We start from the raw sequence: 17053 nt of genomic DNA on the forward strand, positions 1-17053 counted from the left end.
CGCCGCGCACACCGAGCACCAGATTCTAACTGGATGTTTGACTTGTCTTGATTACGGCTTATGTTCTAGCGGGGGGTCTCGCCAGGTGGGCGTGGTCTCGCCCGTTATGCGCTTGGCCGTGTTGTCGATCATAACGATATGGATCATCGCTTCGGAGCTGGTGGGGAGGGTCTCGTAGTCACGGACCAGGCGGCGGTGCAGCATGAGCCAGCCCAGGCTGCGTTCGACGACCCAACGTCGTTTGGCGACGTGGAAGCCGCGGGTCCCGGTTTTTCTGGGAACGACCTCGACATCGATACCGAGGGCGGCACCGTGCTCGACCACGGTGTTCTTGAAGCCCTTGTCGACCCAGGTTTTCGACAGGGACTGCCAGGTGTTTTTGGCCTGGTCGAGCAGGCGTATGCCGAGAGCGTTGTCGGACAGGTGGGCGGCGGTGACGGTCACGGCGAGCAGCAGGCCGAGGGTGTCGGTGACCACGCCCCGCTTCCGGCCGACGATCTTCTTGCCGGCGTCGGTGCCCTGGCTGGCAAGGGGAACGTCGGTGGAGGTCTTGACGGTCTGGGTGTCGAGGATGCACGCGGTCGGCTCCGGCTCGCGGCCCTCGGCGGCGCGGGCCAGGCTGGTCAGGGTGTAGCCGAGCCGGGCGAGAATGCCCTCGTCGCGCCAGGCGGCGTAGTAGAAGTAGACGGTGTTGTGCGACGGGAAGTCGTGGGGCAGGTATCTCCAGGGAATGCCGGTCCGGTTGAGGTAGAGGATTGCGTTGAATACCTCGCGGAGGTCGACCTGGGCGGGTTGTCCGGTGGGCCGGCGGTCGAGCCGGGCCTTCTGCCAGGTGCGCAGGGTGGGGGCGATCAGCTCCCAGCGGGCGTCGGACAGATCGCTGGGGTAGGTCTTACGCGGGCTCATGACAGACGCTTCTCCCTTTTCTGCCGGTCCCTAAACCGACCTGGTCGGATGTGGCTCCGTGCGACCGGGGAGGGAGTTTTCGTCCCCTCGTCGGACCAGACAAGCGCCGGGCCGCATACCCGCGCTGAACGGGCGGCCGGAGCGCAGCCGCGGGGTGCGTGAACGTGCTTCTACGGCATGAAGCGCGCAGAAGCCGCCGTCCTCAAAGGCGATGTATCGTCACCAGAGTTGCATAAACATCCAGTCAGATCTCATTTGATCTGACCGTGTCTCACTCGACCTGTCCGTAGCGGTGGCCGGTTCTCAAACGGGCTGTCCTCGGCGACCGGTTCGGGTCCCATCGTGCCGACTGTCGGGTTTGAGTCGTCCTGGGTGGAGCACGGCCGCCCGCGCGACCCGCAGCGCCTTCCGTCGGCAGCGACGAGGCGCATCGCGGCGACCCGGGCCTGGCGTTGGGCGTCGGCGGGATGTGCGTAGACAATGGCGCTATGCCCGATGACGAGTCAGGACCCAGGGCCTCGGCGAGATCGCGTAGCGTAGCGGGCTGTTGCGTAAGGTAGCGGCAGTACCGTCGGGCTGGGGTACGCCTTCGCCGAGATAGCGCAGGCCCGCCTGGCTGCGCTGCCGGACGGCAGCGTCGGGTGGGATGCCCGCTTCCGGCGTGACCTCCGGCGGTTCGCAGCTCGCTTCGAAAAACCGTCGGGCTGGTGTGCGCAGCGGCTGGCGGTTATCTCGGCGAGATCCGGGCAGCTGTTGTGAGGAAAGTGGCCTTCTGTACGGGAGAATGAAAGCGCCAACAATCAAAACCCCGTAACAGAAGGCCACCGCGTGCCATCATGCCAGCAATCTCCCGCCGTGTCGAACCTTCGGATCAGCGGTGAGGGGGACGACATCTCCGGTCTGCTCGCGATGCTAGGCGGGATCACCGACCCACGGAAAGCGCGCGGGAAGATCTACAGCCTTTCGTTCATGCTGGCCTCCGCGCTTGTCGCGACGTTGGCTGGGGCGACAGGCCTGCGTGAGATCGGCAGCCGGGTCGCTGACTTCGGCCAAGATCTCCTGGCCCGGCTCGGTGCACCGTTCGACCATTTCACTGGAAGATATAGGGCGCCCAGCGAAAAGGCGATCCGCGCTCTGTTCGAGAAGATGGACGTCGCGGCCGTCGACGCCGCCTTCGGTGCCTGGTTGTTCGCGCACGCGGTCTGGGAGCCGGGTGAGGACATCGTCCTCGCCATGGACGCGAAGGTCCTGCGTGGAGCCTGGTCCGAGGGGAACAAGCAGGTCACGCTCCTGTCTGCCATGGTCCACGCGAATGGGCTCGTCGCCGGGCAGGTCCGCGTCCCCGACGGCACGAACGAGATCACCCAGGTAGCGGCTCTCCTGGAGAACCTCCCGGACATCTCCGGGCCTGTCGTCGCGACGTTGGATGCCGTGCACACCCAGCACGAAACCGCCTTCCTCCTTGTCGAACACGGAATCGACTACGCGCTGACCGTGAAGGGAAACCAGCCGACGCTCTACCGGAAAACCTTCGAGCAAACCCTTCCCCTTCTCCAAAAACCCCCACAGCACGAAGTCGAGGAACGCGGCCACGGCCGAATCAAGAAATGGCAGGCCTGGACCACCGAAGCCAAGGGGATCGGGTTTCCGGAGGTCGCGACCGCTGCCGTCATCCGTCGCGACGAATTCGACCTCAAGGGAATCCGTGTCAGCCGTGAATACGCTCACATTCTCACCAGCGTCGCCGGCAACCGCGCCACTGCCGCCTACATTCACAGGCTCATCCGCGGGCATTGGGGCATCGAGAACGAAATTCACTACCCGCGCGACACCGCGTGGCGCGAGGACGCCAACCAGACCCGCACAGGAAATAGTCCACACACGCTCGCCAGCTTCCGTAACCTGGCGATCGGGATCATCCGCCGAAACGGCATCAGGAAGATAAAGGAAACCCTCGAGTACATAGCCGGCGACCGCGACCGGGTACTCCCACTCCTCGCTACGGCATGTCACTAAACATAGCACCAAGTTACCTCGCCGAGGCCCTGGTCAGGACCAGCCTGGCCGGCCTTTGTGCCGGGAGAGACCTACGGAGATGACGCTCTGCCCGATGATGGGTCAGGACCAGTCTGGCCGACCAATGCGGCGGGAGAGACCTACGGATCGGCGTTGCCGGCCGCGCGGCTCGGCCTGCCTCGAAGCAAGTATCCGGACCTGATCTCGGCTGGGCTCAGGGACGGGAAGCAGGGCTACGTCAGGCGGACCGAACTCGACGTGGCGAGCGGGAGGCCCGGAGTCGTCGCGAACACTCCCGCCGAGTTGGTCGAATGGAACAAGAAGGCCGCGGCGCGGAGGGCGGCCGGGGAGCGAAACCTGGTCCCGGTCTATGAGCAGGACGGCGTGACCGTCATCGGCACCTTCGTAGTCGGCTCCGCCGAACCGCCGAACCTGCCCGGCCAGCGCCGCTAGGGCGGCTTGGGCGTCTGCGGCGTGCTGCCGCGCCAGCCAGTAACGCTGGCTTGCCTTCTGACCGGGTTGCCAGGGCGACCTGTTCGCGTGGTCTCGTGTGGTTGGCCAGTGTCTCAATCAACCTGGCCACGGCTGGTGCCGGCAGGATGGGTTCCGTGACCTTGTCCCTGTCGGCCGCGCCCGCTGCCTCTGGGTTTGAGGTCTTCTACGCGGGCGACGAAGAACGCAAAGAAGAAACCGACCATATCGGTGAGGAGCCGACCGCGCCGCGCGACGTGGCTAGCTATGTTTCGGTAGGCGCCCATCCGGAGACGGCGAAGTTCTGCCGCTTTCGGTACAGCTCGACACCTATCCGCGTGTAGGGGTAGGTGTTGTCGGGCAGGGCGTCGAGCGGGAACCAGCCGATGCGGGCGCATTTGTGCGGCTCGGCGTTGACCGGCTCACCCTCCCACGACTGTACGTGGAAGAACAGCCCGAGCCGACCTTCACCGTTCTCGTTGCGGAAGTGCACCGTTGAGGCCAGCGCCAGCGAGCCGTGGTGAAGGTGGAGACCGACCTCCTCGCGGGCTTCCCGGCGGAGCGCGGCGGCAACGTCCTCTCCGTTTTCGACTTTGCCTGAGGTTCTCTAGGCTTCGCTCCGTTGTCGGTTCGAGAGCCCCGGGAGATCGTGATGGAGAACAGCGCGTCCTGGATAGTTGAATTCTATGACCTTTCAGTCAATCTTCCTCAGGTTGAGGTTGAGGGGATCGCCGGGCTGGGTGATGTGCACGAGCGGGCGGTGCGTAACGGCGCGCGGCACGGCACGCCACTGATTATGAAAACGTCGGGTATGGTCGATTCCCGGGTTAACCTGTTCTTCCGCACCGGCCCCATGGCCGCGGCGCGACCATCGACGTGGCGGCGTTACGCGTACTCGCTGGTGGTCTGGCTGAACTTCCTGGAGGTGTTCGGGCGGCGCTGGGATGCGGCGACTGCGGGCGATGTGGAGGCGTTCAAGGACTGGCGGGTGACCGACCGGTCGAACGACGGCAGGGTCGCACCGGCGAGTTTCGAGGCTGACAGGGCGGCGCTGAACTGCTTCTACTCGTGGGCGGCGGTGCGCTACGGCGTGGTCAACCCGGTTCCCTCCGGCCGCTGGGTGCGTGCTGGACGGCCAGGTGACGACGTCGATGGCCGGCGTGGGTCTCGGGACCCGCTGCGCCCGGCGGGGGCGAGACGGCGGCAGGTGAAGTGGCTGTTGCGGACGGCGTTCGAGCAGTGGCGGGACATCGGCCTGCGCGGCTACGGCTTCGACGGCGTCCGGCGCCCGGACTGGTGCGGCCCGTATGAGGACCGGGATGCCGCGTTCGTCGACGGCCTGTACGGGACGGGGCTGCGGCTGACCGAATGGGCGAGCATCCTCGACGTCGAGCTACCGGGCGAGGGTAACGATCGTTTTCTCCGGGCGTGGCTGGCGGCGGCGTGCGCGAAGGGCGGCCGGCACGGGCGGGTCTACCGGATACCGCGTCGGGTGCTGACGGCGGTGCGCGGCTATCTGGACCCTCAGGAGGGTTCACGGGGCGAGAGGGTCCGCTGGGCACAGCGAGCCGGCCGCTACGAACAGCTGACCGTCCGGAGGATCGTCACCGGCTACAACCCCCGCTCCCGCATCCTCACCTTGGAGGGCACGGCCGGGCCGGTCCGGATGTCGGTGGACGTGCTGGGCCCGCACGAGCGCCGCCACTTGTTCCGCCGGACTGACAACGGTCTGGAGCCGCTGGCTGTGTGGCTGGGACGCGATGGGCTGCCGAAACATCCGCATGGCTGGGAGGACACGTTCACCGCCGCAAACCGTCGCGTTACAGGGGCGTGGATGGCCGCGGGCCGGGCGGGCAGCGCGCCATTGTGGTGCACGCCGCATATGTGTCGGCACAGCTTCGCGCTGAAATGGTTCTCGATCCTGTCGATCGTGTGGGACAACCGGCTGACGGGTTTCACTGCCGAGGAGCTGAAGGACTATCGCGCCCAGTTCGGTGATATCTGGTATCAGCTTGCCGGTCTGCTCGGGCACGCCGATCCGTCGACGACCCGTGATCATTATCTGGAACCGTTCACCCGTTTGGACGTCGACTATCTGATGGCGCTGCTGGACGGCGAGGAACAGACGGCCGTCGACACGCTGCTGCGCGCGGTGGCCGCTGACAGCGGACACGTGCTCACGGGGACGGACCTGAGCGGCACGGGGAGCGCCGGGTGAGCGGTATGGCGGGTGGCCCCGGCGTGCAACGCAGCCGGTTGCGAGCTGGCGGCCACCGCAGCGGCTGGAGGCGGACGGGGACGGCCTGCGGGTGCGGTTCGTCGAGGAGTCCGGCCGGCGGGAGCGGACGTTCGATTTCGCCGTTCTGCCGGTCGAGCGGGACGTCCAGCGATGGCTGGCCCGGGTGTTCGCCCGCCGAGCCGGTCCACGTTCGGCGACGAAACGGATGGGCACCGCCGTGGGGCACTTCGATGTCCTTCGGGGCTTCGCCGCGTCGCTCGCCGGGGCGTCACCGTCCCCGCGCTGCCCGGTCGATCTGCGTCCCGCGCACGTCACCGCGTTTCTCCTGCGCTACCGCGGTCAGCCCAGCGAGCGGGAGTATCTCAAGCGGCTGCGAGTGCTGCTGCGTGACGATCCGGAGCTGCCCGAGCCGACGCGAACGGCGCTGTTGTCCGCACGGCTCGCGCCGGCGGCGCCGGCGAACCCGCTTGTCGGCTACAGCGACACGGAATGGCAGCAGATCATGACCGCGGTACGGCGGGACGTGCGGCTGGCCCGAGACCGTATCCGGGCGAGCCGCCAGCTGCTCGATCGTTTCCGCGTCGGCGCCGTGCCGTCCGAGGGCCCGGAGAGCGGGCTCGCCGTGTTGCTGGACGTCTTCGACCGCACCGGTGATCTTCCTCGGATCGACTCGGGCGGGCATTCCCGAGCCGTTCGGGACGCCGGTGGCATGACCGCCATCGGTGGGCGGCTGTGCCTGTCCAGCGACGAGGCGGTCGCGTTCTGCCTGCTGCTGGTCGCGTTGACCGGGGAGAACTTCGGCACCGTCGCCGCGTGGCCGGCGGCACACCACCTGCCCGACGGTGGCCACGGCGACACCGGTATCGCCCTGGTCGAAGCGGTCAAACCGCGACGCGGACCCGACCGGGAGCACATGGTCATCGCGCTGGAGGACCTGCCCACCGGACTGGAGGCATCCGGTGAGGAGACACGGCTGTTCCGTTCGCCGCTGCGGGTCTACCGGCTGCTGGTGGAGCTGACCGAGCTCTCCCGCCGGCACGGCGTCCACACGTCGGCGTTCAGCGCCTTCGTCGCCCGGCCCGGCCGGCTCGGCTCCCGCTGGGCCGAGGGGGTCAACGCCACGGACCTGCTCTGGTGGGCCCGACGCCGCGACTTTCCCGCCGCAGCCGACGCAGGTCCGGGCACGAAACCGGCGGTGCACGTCGGACGCCTGCGCCAGACCGTGATCGAACGCCGTCGGCAGCCGGTCGCCCATACCCGGCAGACCATGAACGACCACTATCTGCGGCGCAGCCGCACGGTCCAGGACGACAGCCGCATGGTGGTCGGTGCCGCGCTGCGCGAGCAGGTCGACAGCGCGCGGACAGCCCAGAGCATGCCCGTACTCACCGTCGCCTTCCTTGCCCACGCCCGCCGCGACCCCGCCGCCGCGGCGGCCACGGCCGGGATGGACCAAGACACCCTGCGCCGCCTGATCTCCGGGGTGCAGGACACCGCCCTTGCCTCCTGCGCGGACCACCGCAACGGCCCGCACACCACGGCGGGACAGCCCTGCCTGGCGTCGTTTCTGGACTGTCTGGACTGCCCGAACGCCCGCGCGCTGCCCCACCAGCTCGGCGTGCAGATGCTGGCCGCCGAGCGGCTGCGCGCGCTGCGACCGAACATCACCCCGGCTGTCTGGGAGGCGCACTTGCGCCGGCGTCTCGACCAGCTGGAGGAGATCCTGAACCACTACACTGCGGCCGAACGCGACCACGCCCGCGCCACCGTGACCGCCCGCCAGCAGCAGCTCGTAGACGACCTGCTCGACGGCCGATGGGACCTGCGATGACCACCGCGGCGCACCCGCAGGCGCACCCCCAGGATGCCGTCGGCTGGCCGGACGACGACACGATCGTGCTGGCCGGCCGGCCAGTGCGCCCCAGCACCGACGAGACGCTGCTGTCCCGGTTCGGTGACCTGGTCTGGCAGCTGAGCCCGGCACATCCCGACGCCCACATCACCGTCGCCGCGCTGGACTGGCGGCGCTACCCGCCCCAGCTCGTCCGGCCGTTCAAGACGTTCTTCCACACCGCACTGGAGCAGCCCTACCCGGCGTCGCCGAACGTGCAGCGGCCCGGCGAGCGGCCCAGCGTCGCCACGCTCAGCTACTGGTTCGTCGACCTGCTCGTCTTCGCCACCTGGCTCGACGAACGCGCCGTCGGCCACCTCAGCGACATCACCACCGCCGACCTAGACGCCTACCGGTCCCACGTCCTCGGGCTGGGCCGAAGCCCCGCCCGCGAGACGGACCTCCTCGCCGCCGTCCGCACCCTGTGGATCTACCGTGACCGTCTTCCGGCGGCGTGCCGGCTTCGGGTCTGCCCGTGGGGCGGCCTGGCGGCCAAGGACCTGGTCCGCCTCCCACCCGCCGGCCGGGAGAACGCCACCCCCCGGATCGCCTCCGCGACGATGGACGCCCTGCTCGCCTGGGCGCTACGCATGGTCGAAACCCTCGGCCCGGACATCCGCGACGCCTGGCACGAGTTCCACGACCTCGACGCGGGCAACCACCCCTCCCAGCAGATCTACCAGGGGATGGGCATCCCCGACCGCCTGCACCTGTTCCTCCACCACGCCAGCAGACGCGGAACCTTGCTGCCCGGACGGCACGACCCCGCCCGCGGCACCGCCGTCAACGGCAGTCACATCCTGCGCCTGGTCGGGGTCCCCCCGGACAAGCGCGCCGGGCTGCCCTCACGGCAGCGGGCGCTGCTGGAGAACGCGGGCGTACCGATCAGCACCGACACCACCGTCGGCAGGATCACCGCACGCCTCGACGGCATCCCCTGGCGGCCCGGCCCGATCAGCATCCGCGAGCTCCCCACCCTGGTGCGGCTGCTCTATGCTTCCGCCTTCACCGTCATCTGCTATCTATCGGGCATGCGCCCCGGCGAGGTCCTCACCCTGCCCCACGGCTGCGCCGGCAGCGACCCCCGCACCGACGAGCTGCTGCTGCACGGCCGGCGGGGCAAGGGCTACGACCGAAGCCCCCTGACCCCCGGGCAGGTCGAACCCGACCGACCCTGGGTAGTCGTCGCCCCGGTCCACACCGCCGTGCGGATGCTGGAAAGCCTCGCCGACTTCCCGTTCCTGTTCCCCGCCAGCCCGATCGCCGCCCACGCCGGCCGGGCCAACACCACCCACGCCCGCTCCACCGCCGCGATCAACCAGGACCTGGAAGACCTCGTCACCTGGGTCAACACGACCTTCACCCGCCCGGACGGCACCCCGCCCATTCCACCCGACCCGACCAAGCACCTCCACGCCACCCGCTTCCGGCGCACCCTCGCCCACAGCATCGTCCGCCGTCCCCGCGGCCTCATCGCCGCCGCCCTGCAATACGGACACGTCCGCGCCAAGGTCACCCTGAGCTACGCGGGCGCCGCGGACACCTCCTGGCTCGATGACCTGGCGGTCGAGCGCCTGGAGATGGTCATGGAACAGACGCAGACCGATGCCCGGCTCCTCGCCGACGGCGAGCACGTCAGCGGACCCGCCGCCACCGACTACCGCACCCGGATCGCTCGGTTCCACGGCCGAGTCGTCAACCAGCCCCACAACGCCCGACGGCTCCTCGCCAGCACGGACCCAGACATCCACCACGGCGACGGCCTCACCTGCGTCTACCGCGCCGAGACCGCCGAATGCCGCCGCATCCTCGCCCGACAGGGGATCACCGTCGACGGGCCGCAAGAGTCCCACTGCCGGTCGACCTGCCGCAACCTCGCCTACACCGACCGCAGCATTGACCAGCTGCGCTCCCGGCTCGATCTCCTGGTCGCCACCACCGGCGACTCCCTGACGCCCCAGCCGCTCCGCGACCGAGCGCACGCACAGGCCCAGGCCGCCAGAGCCACCATCGACCGGCACGTCTCATCCTCCCCACATCGGGCAGACCAGGCAGGCCAGCGATGACCCGCCAGCCCCGGAATCTGCCAGCGGAGAGGTCCGCCATCGAGGCCGCGACCACGCGGCTGCTCGCCGGAACCCCACTGCGATCCCGCTCCGGCAAACTCACCGTCTCCGAACTGATCACCGAATCCGGCCTGCGCCGCGACGTCGTCTACGCCGACCACTTCCACCTGGTCGAAGTCTTCCGCACCCTGGCCAAGGCACAAAACTCTACACCCACCGCCATGAAGGACCTCGCCGATGAGAACGCCGACCTCACGCAGAGACTCGCCGCATCCAGAGCCGAACTGGCAGAGGAACGCGCCGCCGCAGCGACCTTGCGCAGACTCGTCGTCGAACTGTCGCTCGAACTGAGCCAAGCACAGAACCAAGAACGTGATCAGAGAAATGTCGCCCGTCTTGTCCCGCCCCGCACCGACCCGCACCTCGTCGGCCCTTGCTGACGGACCCCTACTCGCCCCACCACATGTTGTGAGGAGAGCCGTGCCGGAACGTTACCGCAGCATCGTTGACGTCTATGTCCTGCTCATACGAGACGACAAGATCCTCCTCATGGAGCGCGCCAACACCGGATACGCCGACGGCCAGCTCTGCCCGCCCAGCGGCCATCTCGAAGAGGGTGAGTCTGTTGTTGATGGTGCGGTGCGCGAGGCCGCGGAGGAGGTCGGCATTACACTCGACCCGGACGACCTTCAGTGTGTGCACGTTGTACATCACCGCAACCCGCAGGGCCAAGGGCGCATCGGGTTCTTCTTCTGCACCGACAGATGGGAGGGAGAACCAGAAAATCAGGAACCCCGCAAATGCGCTCGCCTACTCTGGATTGACCCTGATCGCCTACCGCCAAATACGGTTGGGTACACAGCCGCAGCCGTCGCCAAAATCCGAAGCGGCCGCACATTCTCGATTCACGGCTGGGAGACATGAGGGCATTTCCAGGCTGTAGCAAGCCCGGTTCCGTGCCGGTCCGAGTAGCTCGGCACGGCCATGAGCGAGTTGTTAATAACCGCCTCTATTGATGAACGAGACCAACTATCTCGCGACGTTGGCGAGCACCTGTTCGGTTTCCTTCTCAGGGAGAGGTCAACCTTATGAAAGCCGCAATTTCGACATGGCTTGCATGGGCCCGCGTACTGCGCGATATACACGCCCTCGTGTACCCCTTCCGCAAGAACCCTGACTGTATTGCGGCTATCGACAGGGAATAGCCAAAGCTAATAAATGATATGGCGTTACGCTGTTCTAGGTCGTGCGTATACTGTAATGTCATAGGTCCTGGACCAAATCTCGCTCGGCGAAATAGGCGAACGAAGCATAGCCGCGCCAGACACGGCGCCACCGTGCGGCAACGGCGGCATCGCCCGATTCCCGGCGTACGTCGTCAAGGTAGCGGACGATGATGTCCGCAGCCTGCCGGGAGTGACCACTGGAAATATTGTCGATGGACAGATGGGTCGCCTCATACGTGGCGTCGAATCCGTAATGGCGCAATCGCCGGATCTCGCTTATACCAAGCTCGCCGATCCCTCCCATCTCCATGCCAAGGTTGTAGCCGAGAATCTCAGGGTAATAGCTGTCAGGAAACAAGGCCAGGCAGATCTGGTAGATCGCAGGAGCGTAGGAACTGTCCGGAAGCTCGCACTGGGAAAGAAAGTCGACATTACTAATGTGTGGCACCGAGATGCGCATGTCTGCGAGCGCCCCGTGGATGAGCATGATGTGATTCTTGCGGATGTCCCCGCCGCCCATCTCATCGGCGTAGATGGCGAACAGCTGTCCGTCGCTGTCCCTGCCGTACCGGCCTGTTGCGCCAATTCTGTAAAGCCAGCAGCCGTCCACCATATTGGTGATCAGGCGCTCCTTGCGGCTCGATACGACGGCGCCCCGGGATGGTAACTCCGTCGTCGCCTCAGACCGTCTAAGGCGTTTATCGAAGTAAATTCTCTCGATGCGCTCGCGCAGAGCCCCGGACTCGTAGGGAAAGAAGCTGGCGTCCGTGTACCTGCCAGACGAGCCGTGCTCGAATAACACCTCCGCCGCCTGGAGAACCTGGGCAGCCCGCTCTCTCGCCACCGGGCGGATGTTTGGAAAGTTCTCAACGTTCACTAGGCGGTGGAATAGCTGGCGATCGTGGTCGGGTGCCCGGTCAGCCCAGACCACGTCAGCCGGCATGGCGTCACCAATGGAAATCGCGTGGTTTGGGGAGACCTCATACCCGTAGAGCACCTGAGCCGCCGAATCCGCAGCGGCGACATCGGGTTCCCTCGCCCACGCTGTCAAGGCGGCTGCCTCGGCCTCATCGAAGATGCCGAACATTGGACCACCGAACTTGATGGCCCTGACGATCCGAGGCCCACTGTGAGTTGGCGATCGGACGTACGGGGACGCATGCAGTTCGCGTATGAGTTCGGCGACCTCGGCGTCATCGGAAGCAGCCACGTCCGCCAACGACCGACCACCGACGACGACATCGCGATGATGCTCACCAGCGAACGGCAGGTGTCGACGCACGATCTCGGTGACTTCGCTGTGCGGTGACTGATCGACGTTCCGCGTGGCGAGTTCCGATAGCAGATCAACTTGCTCACGCTCCAGACGAAGCACGAGTCCGACCGCTGCGGCCAGTCGTTGGCGAACCCGGGCTCCGTCGACGGACGCGTCCGCCAGAGTGAAATATTCGGCCAGAACGGCACGCAACGATGCTTCCGACAACGCTGGTGGCATCCGCAAGAGGCGATCGTCCACCCCTAGAGAAAACACCGCGTAGTGCACGCCGACGACTTCGGGCAGAAAAGTCGCGGGAAAGCGAGACAACGCAAGGTAGAAAATGGCCTGCCGCACCGTCAGTGGGTGCGCCTGGGATGCGGAGATAAAATCCTCGGCGCCAAGCACAGGCAGGTGAACGCCCTGGGACTCTAGAGCGGTGCGTCGCAGATGCGTTAGGGCCTTCCTCGGATGACCGCCACCTCGAAGCCTTACGCAGTCCTCTAACAGGCGATTGACAATCAGCGCCGGCTGCGTCGCGGGCTGAGAGACCGTGTCCAGCCAGCAGCCGGCTAGCAGCGCTAATGGCGCACGCTCGAGTAGCGTTACGACCCGTGCGGACGAATTACCGCCGGAAATACCGACAATCTTCGCATCGAGTTCACGACGTAATGTAGCCACCATCTCGACGACTGCGTCCAAGCCGAGTTCGCTGTGCTCGCCCAATGAATCATCAAGAAGAGCGGACAGTATGCGACGCGCGGCCAGCAAAACAAATTCCGACTCATGGTCATCCAACAGCGCGTGTACGAGCGCCTGCGGAGGTCCGGTGAGAAGGGTCTCGGCACCGGCCGCAGCAGCGGAGCTGAACTCGAAGGTCGAGTCCGGGAGGCAGATCCGCCTGTCTGGCTCGACATCGGGTGAGCTTCTCTTCATAACCTCGCCCTTCCGTGCGACGGATCCCTCAGGAGCCCGACGTGAACTCCACTGATGGCTCCGCGCCCTAGTTCACTTGCCTGAGCCGGCCAGACCAGGGTTCCGACCGAAGCGCACGCTTGTCTGGTTTTCCGTTCGCCGTGACAGGCAACGTTTCGCGTATTTCGATTGTCTTCGGCGCGTGTATCGGGCCCTTCCACCGCCGGACGTGCTCGATAAGCTCTTCCGCTGTCGCGGCACTCTCGGATCGGAGAACCACAAATCCGTGTACCGCCTCGCCCCAGCCGTCATGAGGGATACCTATGACCGCTGCCATCGCCACGGACGGGTGGCTACTGAGTGCGTCTTCAACCTCACGTGGATAGACGTTGAAACCGCCCGTTATGATCAGGTCCTTGCTCCGTCCTACTATGTAGAAGTAACCGTCGTCATCCATCTTCGCTAGATCCCCCGTGTGTAACCACCCGCCACGCAGTGCACGGGCCGTCTCCGCAGGTTGATTCCAGTATCCGTCCATGACGAGAGGCCCACGGACACAGATCTCTCCAACGGTGCCAATGGCCACTTCCAGACCTACGTCGTCAAGAACCTGGATCTCTGTACCGGCCATTGGGTAACCACACGACTCACGTCGGCGAGCACTCTCGTGATCACGCCGCGGTAGTACGCAGAGCGCTATCGGAGACTCCGTTTGTCCGTATGTCTGCATAAAGATGCTGCCAAACCGGTCGATCGCCTCCGCGAGTCTGCCAGGAAGGATAGGCGAGCCACCGTAGGCGAGCACCTCCAGACTGGGCATACTCGTGTCAACATCTGGACCCAGCTCAAGGATCCTGTAAATCATCGTTGGTACGAGAAGGGAGATTGTGATCTCATATTCACGAACCATACGGCAAAAGGTGCCCGCGTTGAAAGACTCCGTCAGGAAGACGGTACCTCCCTTCAAAAGAACAGGCACGACCAGGAGACCTGATGCGTGCGATAGGGGAGTCGCGACAAGGAAGCGTACCGCGGCCGGCCATTCCCATTCGGCCGCGCAAGAGACGGCCTGTTCGACCATTGAGCGTTGCGAGATGACCACGCCCTTCGGTCGGCCGGTCGTACCGCCGGTGTAGAAAACGTGAGCGGGATCGCCATGTGCGGCGGCCGACACCAATGGGGCCGGTGCGTACCGGTCAGCCAGCGCCGAGATGTCCACTCCGATGTCGAAGGCGCTTACGGTTAGTATGCGTTTTAGGGCGGTGGCGGAAGCCGCGGCTCGCGTTCGCTCGGGATATCTCTGGGCGTCGACCAGCAAGGTACTGATGCCAGCGTCCTGGATGATGAAGTCGTCGTCTTCCGGTGATGCGAGCGGATGGAGTGGCGTATGCCGCAAGCCGAGAAGCACGGACGCAGCGAGCACAATGACCGCCTCGGGCTGATTACCGAGCAGGACGGCGAAACCGTCCCCTCTCCGTAGTCCGAGGCTCCGCAGTGCCTGAATCATTCTGCTAATCTCGTCACGTAACTCGCGATAGGTGAGGCGGCCGTTATCCCACACGAGCGCGGTTTCGGATGTCCGTCTTCGCAGGCCGCGGAGCAAAACCTCGCCGTACGTGCAGCCATTGCGCTGATCGTGGAAGTCTGTTGGCGCTACCTCGAAATCTGGCTCTTTCACCGATGTCCCAATCGACTTGTATTGCGTAATGTAAAATGCTTTATTTAACCATGAGTGATTCATGCCGACGTAATGATGATGGGAGGCATCGAACGTGGAGGCAGACAGCGTCACGTGACACTAGTCGCGTCGGAAGAGGTACATTTGGTAAATATCAGCTGTTTCGCGAGGCTCATCGCTGCCCGGAAGGGATTTTAGACGACGGATCGTCGGCTCCACATGGCGGAGCCAGCGTTCAGGATTAAGATCCCACAGGCAGCTCATCGCTCGGTCGTGAATCTGCTGGACCGCCTGTGCTGGAGTTATTGGACGTGTGGTATCCAACAGTGTTGTCGTGGAAATCAGACTGAGACCCACGGAAGACGCCTGCTGAACGACATATGGAGGACTTTCTTGGTCATTCCAGCCGAGTTCAGAATACAGGTTGTCGAGAACGTCCCTTACGTCGTTACCCGAAGGCAACCAACGAGCTGGAATCCAGGCGAACGGTGCGCCCGGACGGAGTATGCGTGCCGTTTCGCTGAGCACCCGGGCTACGTCATCGACTAGCTGGAACACCCAGGCCGCATACGCGCCTCCAATCGACGCATCAGCAAACGGCAGGTTCGCCGCGTCACCCACGGCTACACGGGGACCGATACGTAGGGTCGCCCGCGCCAGCATGGCAGCCGAGAGATCGACTCCGATGACATAGACTTCTTGAGCGGCAAGCGCCTTGGCGACGACGCCGGTGCCCACTCCGATGTCCAGGACCGGAGTGTTCGTGGGGAGGAACGGCGCGAGGCTCGCCGCAATCAATGCTCCGCGCCGTTCGCCTCCCCGTGTCTGATCATATCGGTCAGCGAGCCGCTCGAACGACCCATGTGGCGCAGGGACGTGATTCGGGGGAACACGGGTTGGGGCCATCCATATACCTCCGCGTCCTTCAGATGGAAATTGGCGGTCCCTGCGAGCGCCCACCGAGCCGTTGTAGTTGCCTATCGGCCTCTGGTGTACTAAGGAGTATCGACGCCTAGCTGTTCAGGAACCTTTCTACCCAAAGATGGCAGATCTTTTCCTGGTCAGCCGGCTCGACATTGTGGATGCCCTTACTGTCCCGTGATCTCCAGAGCATCGAAAGGGCAGCTATGATCTCTGCGTGAACAAGACTCATAACTGGCCCGACCACCGCGCCGTCTGCGAAATTCACCGGCTCTCCATCGGTGAGGACGTAGATCCGCCGTCCGTCGGGCATGGTGATTTCGTCGACACCGTCGTTCACCCGCCGAATATGATCTGCCGTGGCCAGTAGGGCCTCCAGAGCGAACTCGGCTCGTTTGGACGTCGCGCTTGCTAGGATCACGCGATGTTTCAGCTGCGGAAAGTCCATTTCAACAAGAGAAGTGTTTCCGGTAGCTCCGACGATGATATCGGACGTCTGTACGACGCTCTCCCGTGAAACGCTTTGAAAGCCGTCGGCAGCAGCGGATATCCGTCTCAGGGGATCGCTGTCATATACGGAGACGCTGGAACCTCTCCCCGCGAGACTATATGCGAGGTTGCGGCCAACCCGTCCGTACCCAAGAATTCCTGCGTTCAGCCCGAACAATGGTACTCCCATTGCCCTCACGAGCTTCTCGACAGAAAAGGCGACTGACGGCCCTATCAGCTGTGACTCAAGGTCTTTCAACCTGCTCCTGGCAACAGAGACAACGGGGACGCTCAGCGCTTCCTGTCGCTCGTAGGCCCGATGACCATGTTCGGTGGACTCCACGCAGCCCATAAACTTTTTGCCATGACGCTCCTTCAGAGTTCCCACGAGGCTCGCGTGATATCCTCCTATCTCGACGATCGCTAGGGGGGTCGATTCCTCTTCTATCAATTCACTCGTCCGATCGAGCAACGACTTGGCGTCGAGTAACTGTGCAAGAGACAGGCGTGTGACCCGAAAATCCTTTTCAAGCTGGCGGACGATGGCTTGGTTCTCCGAGTAGGGAATCGGGTGTATCTGACTGATCGGATAACTCTTGTTAAGAGTCTGAAGAAAGACGGGCCTGTCTGTCAGGCAGTGAGTAATGACTAGGATCCGTGTTCCGCCGCCCTCGCCGAAAAGAGCCAGAACATCCCATAGGAAATCGCGCCTGCTACCTTCCTCAAGGTCGAACAAGCTAGCCCCTCTCCGCGTTATCCGTGCATCTGAAATCAACGGAAGGAATGCAGAACTCTGGGATCGGCGCCATGGCTGATAGATTGTCCGCTTGAGTACTCATGAAACCGACGGATATGTGGCCTGTCAAGGGTTATGAACGCGGGCCCCTCCGGACATCCATGCTTAGGAGCAAGATCGCGACCGCGTGACCTGGCGATATACTGGTTGATCAGACGCTGGAAAGTTCCGCTCGCCTCTCCTG

12 protein-coding genes and 1 pseudogene are annotated in these 17053 nt (G+C 64.7%); 7 read left to right on the forward strand and 6 right to left on the reverse strand.

All coding sequences use genetic code 11. The features are described from left to right. Positions 1–51 precede the first annotated feature (51 nt). Positions 52–906 (reverse strand): IS5 family transposase, encoded by an 855-nt coding sequence (locus FRANEAN1_RS13680; RefSeq protein ID WP_020460375.1) that lies wholly within the window; start codon positions 904–906, stop codon positions 52–54. An 855-nt stretch (positions 907–1761) separates the two neighbouring features. On the opposite strand from FRANEAN1_RS13680, the gene FRANEAN1_RS13685 reads away from it, so the two are divergent. Together FRANEAN1_RS13685 and FRANEAN1_RS13690 are read left to right on the forward strand one after the other, a co-directional pair. Further along, the gene (locus FRANEAN1_RS13685) at positions 1762–2922 is read left to right on the forward strand and encodes an ISAs1 family transposase (protein ID WP_347177127.1); all 1161 of its coding nucleotides are present in this window, start codon (positions 1762–1764) and stop codon (positions 2920–2922) included. Positions 2923–3075: 153 nt separating this feature from the next. Further along, on the forward strand, positions 3076–3375 hold the full coding sequence (locus FRANEAN1_RS13690; RefSeq protein ID WP_347177128.1) for a hypothetical protein: 300 nt from the start codon (positions 3076–3078) through the stop codon (positions 3373–3375). A 283-nt stretch (positions 3376–3658) separates the two neighbouring features. Here FRANEAN1_RS13690 and FRANEAN1_RS13695 read toward each other — a convergent pair. Continuing rightward, positions 3659–3979, reverse strand: a pseudogene (locus FRANEAN1_RS13695) (NUDIX domain-containing protein); the annotation flags it as partial. 225 nt (positions 3980–4204) lie between these two features. On the opposite strand from FRANEAN1_RS13695, the gene FRANEAN1_RS13700 reads away from it, so the two are divergent. The 5 genes from FRANEAN1_RS13700 (at position 4205) to FRANEAN1_RS38660 (ending at position 10513) form a co-directional block, all read left to right on the forward strand. Further along, complete coding sequence (locus tag FRANEAN1_RS13700) at positions 4205–5611, forward strand: site-specific integrase (protein WP_347177129.1); 1407 nt, start codon at positions 4205–4207, stop codon at positions 5609–5611. A 91-nt stretch (positions 5612–5702) separates the two neighbouring features. Beyond that, entirely contained in the window at positions 5703–7463 is a 1761-nt protein-coding gene (locus tag FRANEAN1_RS13705; RefSeq protein ID WP_020460393.1) for a hypothetical protein, read from the forward strand. Then, positions 7460–9589, forward strand: coding sequence for a hypothetical protein (locus FRANEAN1_RS13710; protein WP_020460394.1), 2130 nt, complete (start codon positions 7460–7462; stop codon positions 9587–9589). Before FRANEAN1_RS13705 ends, FRANEAN1_RS13710 begins: the two co-directional genes overlap by 4 nt. Beyond that, the gene (locus tag FRANEAN1_RS13715) at positions 9586–10029 is read left to right on the forward strand and encodes a hypothetical protein (protein WP_020460395.1); all 444 of its coding nucleotides are present in this window, start codon (positions 9586–9588) and stop codon (positions 10027–10029) included. The genes FRANEAN1_RS13710 and FRANEAN1_RS13715 overlap by 4 nt, the downstream gene beginning before the upstream one ends. A gap of 109 nt (positions 10030–10138) precedes the next feature. Continuing rightward, positions 10139–10513, forward strand: a complete 375-nt coding sequence (locus FRANEAN1_RS38660) for an NUDIX domain-containing protein (protein ID WP_347177227.1) — start codon at positions 10139–10141, stop codon at positions 10511–10513. A 339-nt stretch (positions 10514–10852) separates the two neighbouring features. Here FRANEAN1_RS38660 and FRANEAN1_RS13725 read toward each other — a convergent pair whose 3' ends face one another. The 4 genes from FRANEAN1_RS13725 to FRANEAN1_RS38675 form a co-directional block, all read right to left on the reverse strand. Beyond that, entirely contained in the window at positions 10853–13006 is a 2154-nt protein-coding gene (locus FRANEAN1_RS13725; protein WP_020460397.1) for an iron-containing redox enzyme family protein, read from the reverse strand. Between the two features lie 67 nt (positions 13007–13073). Continuing rightward, positions 13074–14777, reverse strand: a complete 1704-nt coding sequence (locus FRANEAN1_RS38665; RefSeq protein ID WP_083788220.1) for an AMP-binding protein — start codon at positions 14775–14777, stop codon at positions 13074–13076. Between the two features lie 6 nt (positions 14778–14783). After that, positions 14784–15569, reverse strand: coding sequence for a class I SAM-dependent methyltransferase (locus FRANEAN1_RS38670; RefSeq protein ID WP_083788221.1), 786 nt, complete (start codon positions 15567–15569; stop codon positions 14784–14786). A 106-nt stretch (positions 15570–15675) separates the two neighbouring features. Next, on the reverse strand, positions 15676–16809 hold the full coding sequence (locus FRANEAN1_RS38675) for an adenosylhomocysteinase (protein WP_020460400.1): 1134 nt from the start codon (positions 16807–16809) through the stop codon (positions 15676–15678). Positions 16810–17053: the final 244 nt, after the last annotated feature.

The sequence above is a fragment of the Parafrankia sp. EAN1pec genome (assembly GCF_000018005.1).
Lineage (GTDB): Bacteria > Actinomycetota > Actinomycetes > Frankiales > Frankiaceae > Parafrankia > Parafrankia soli.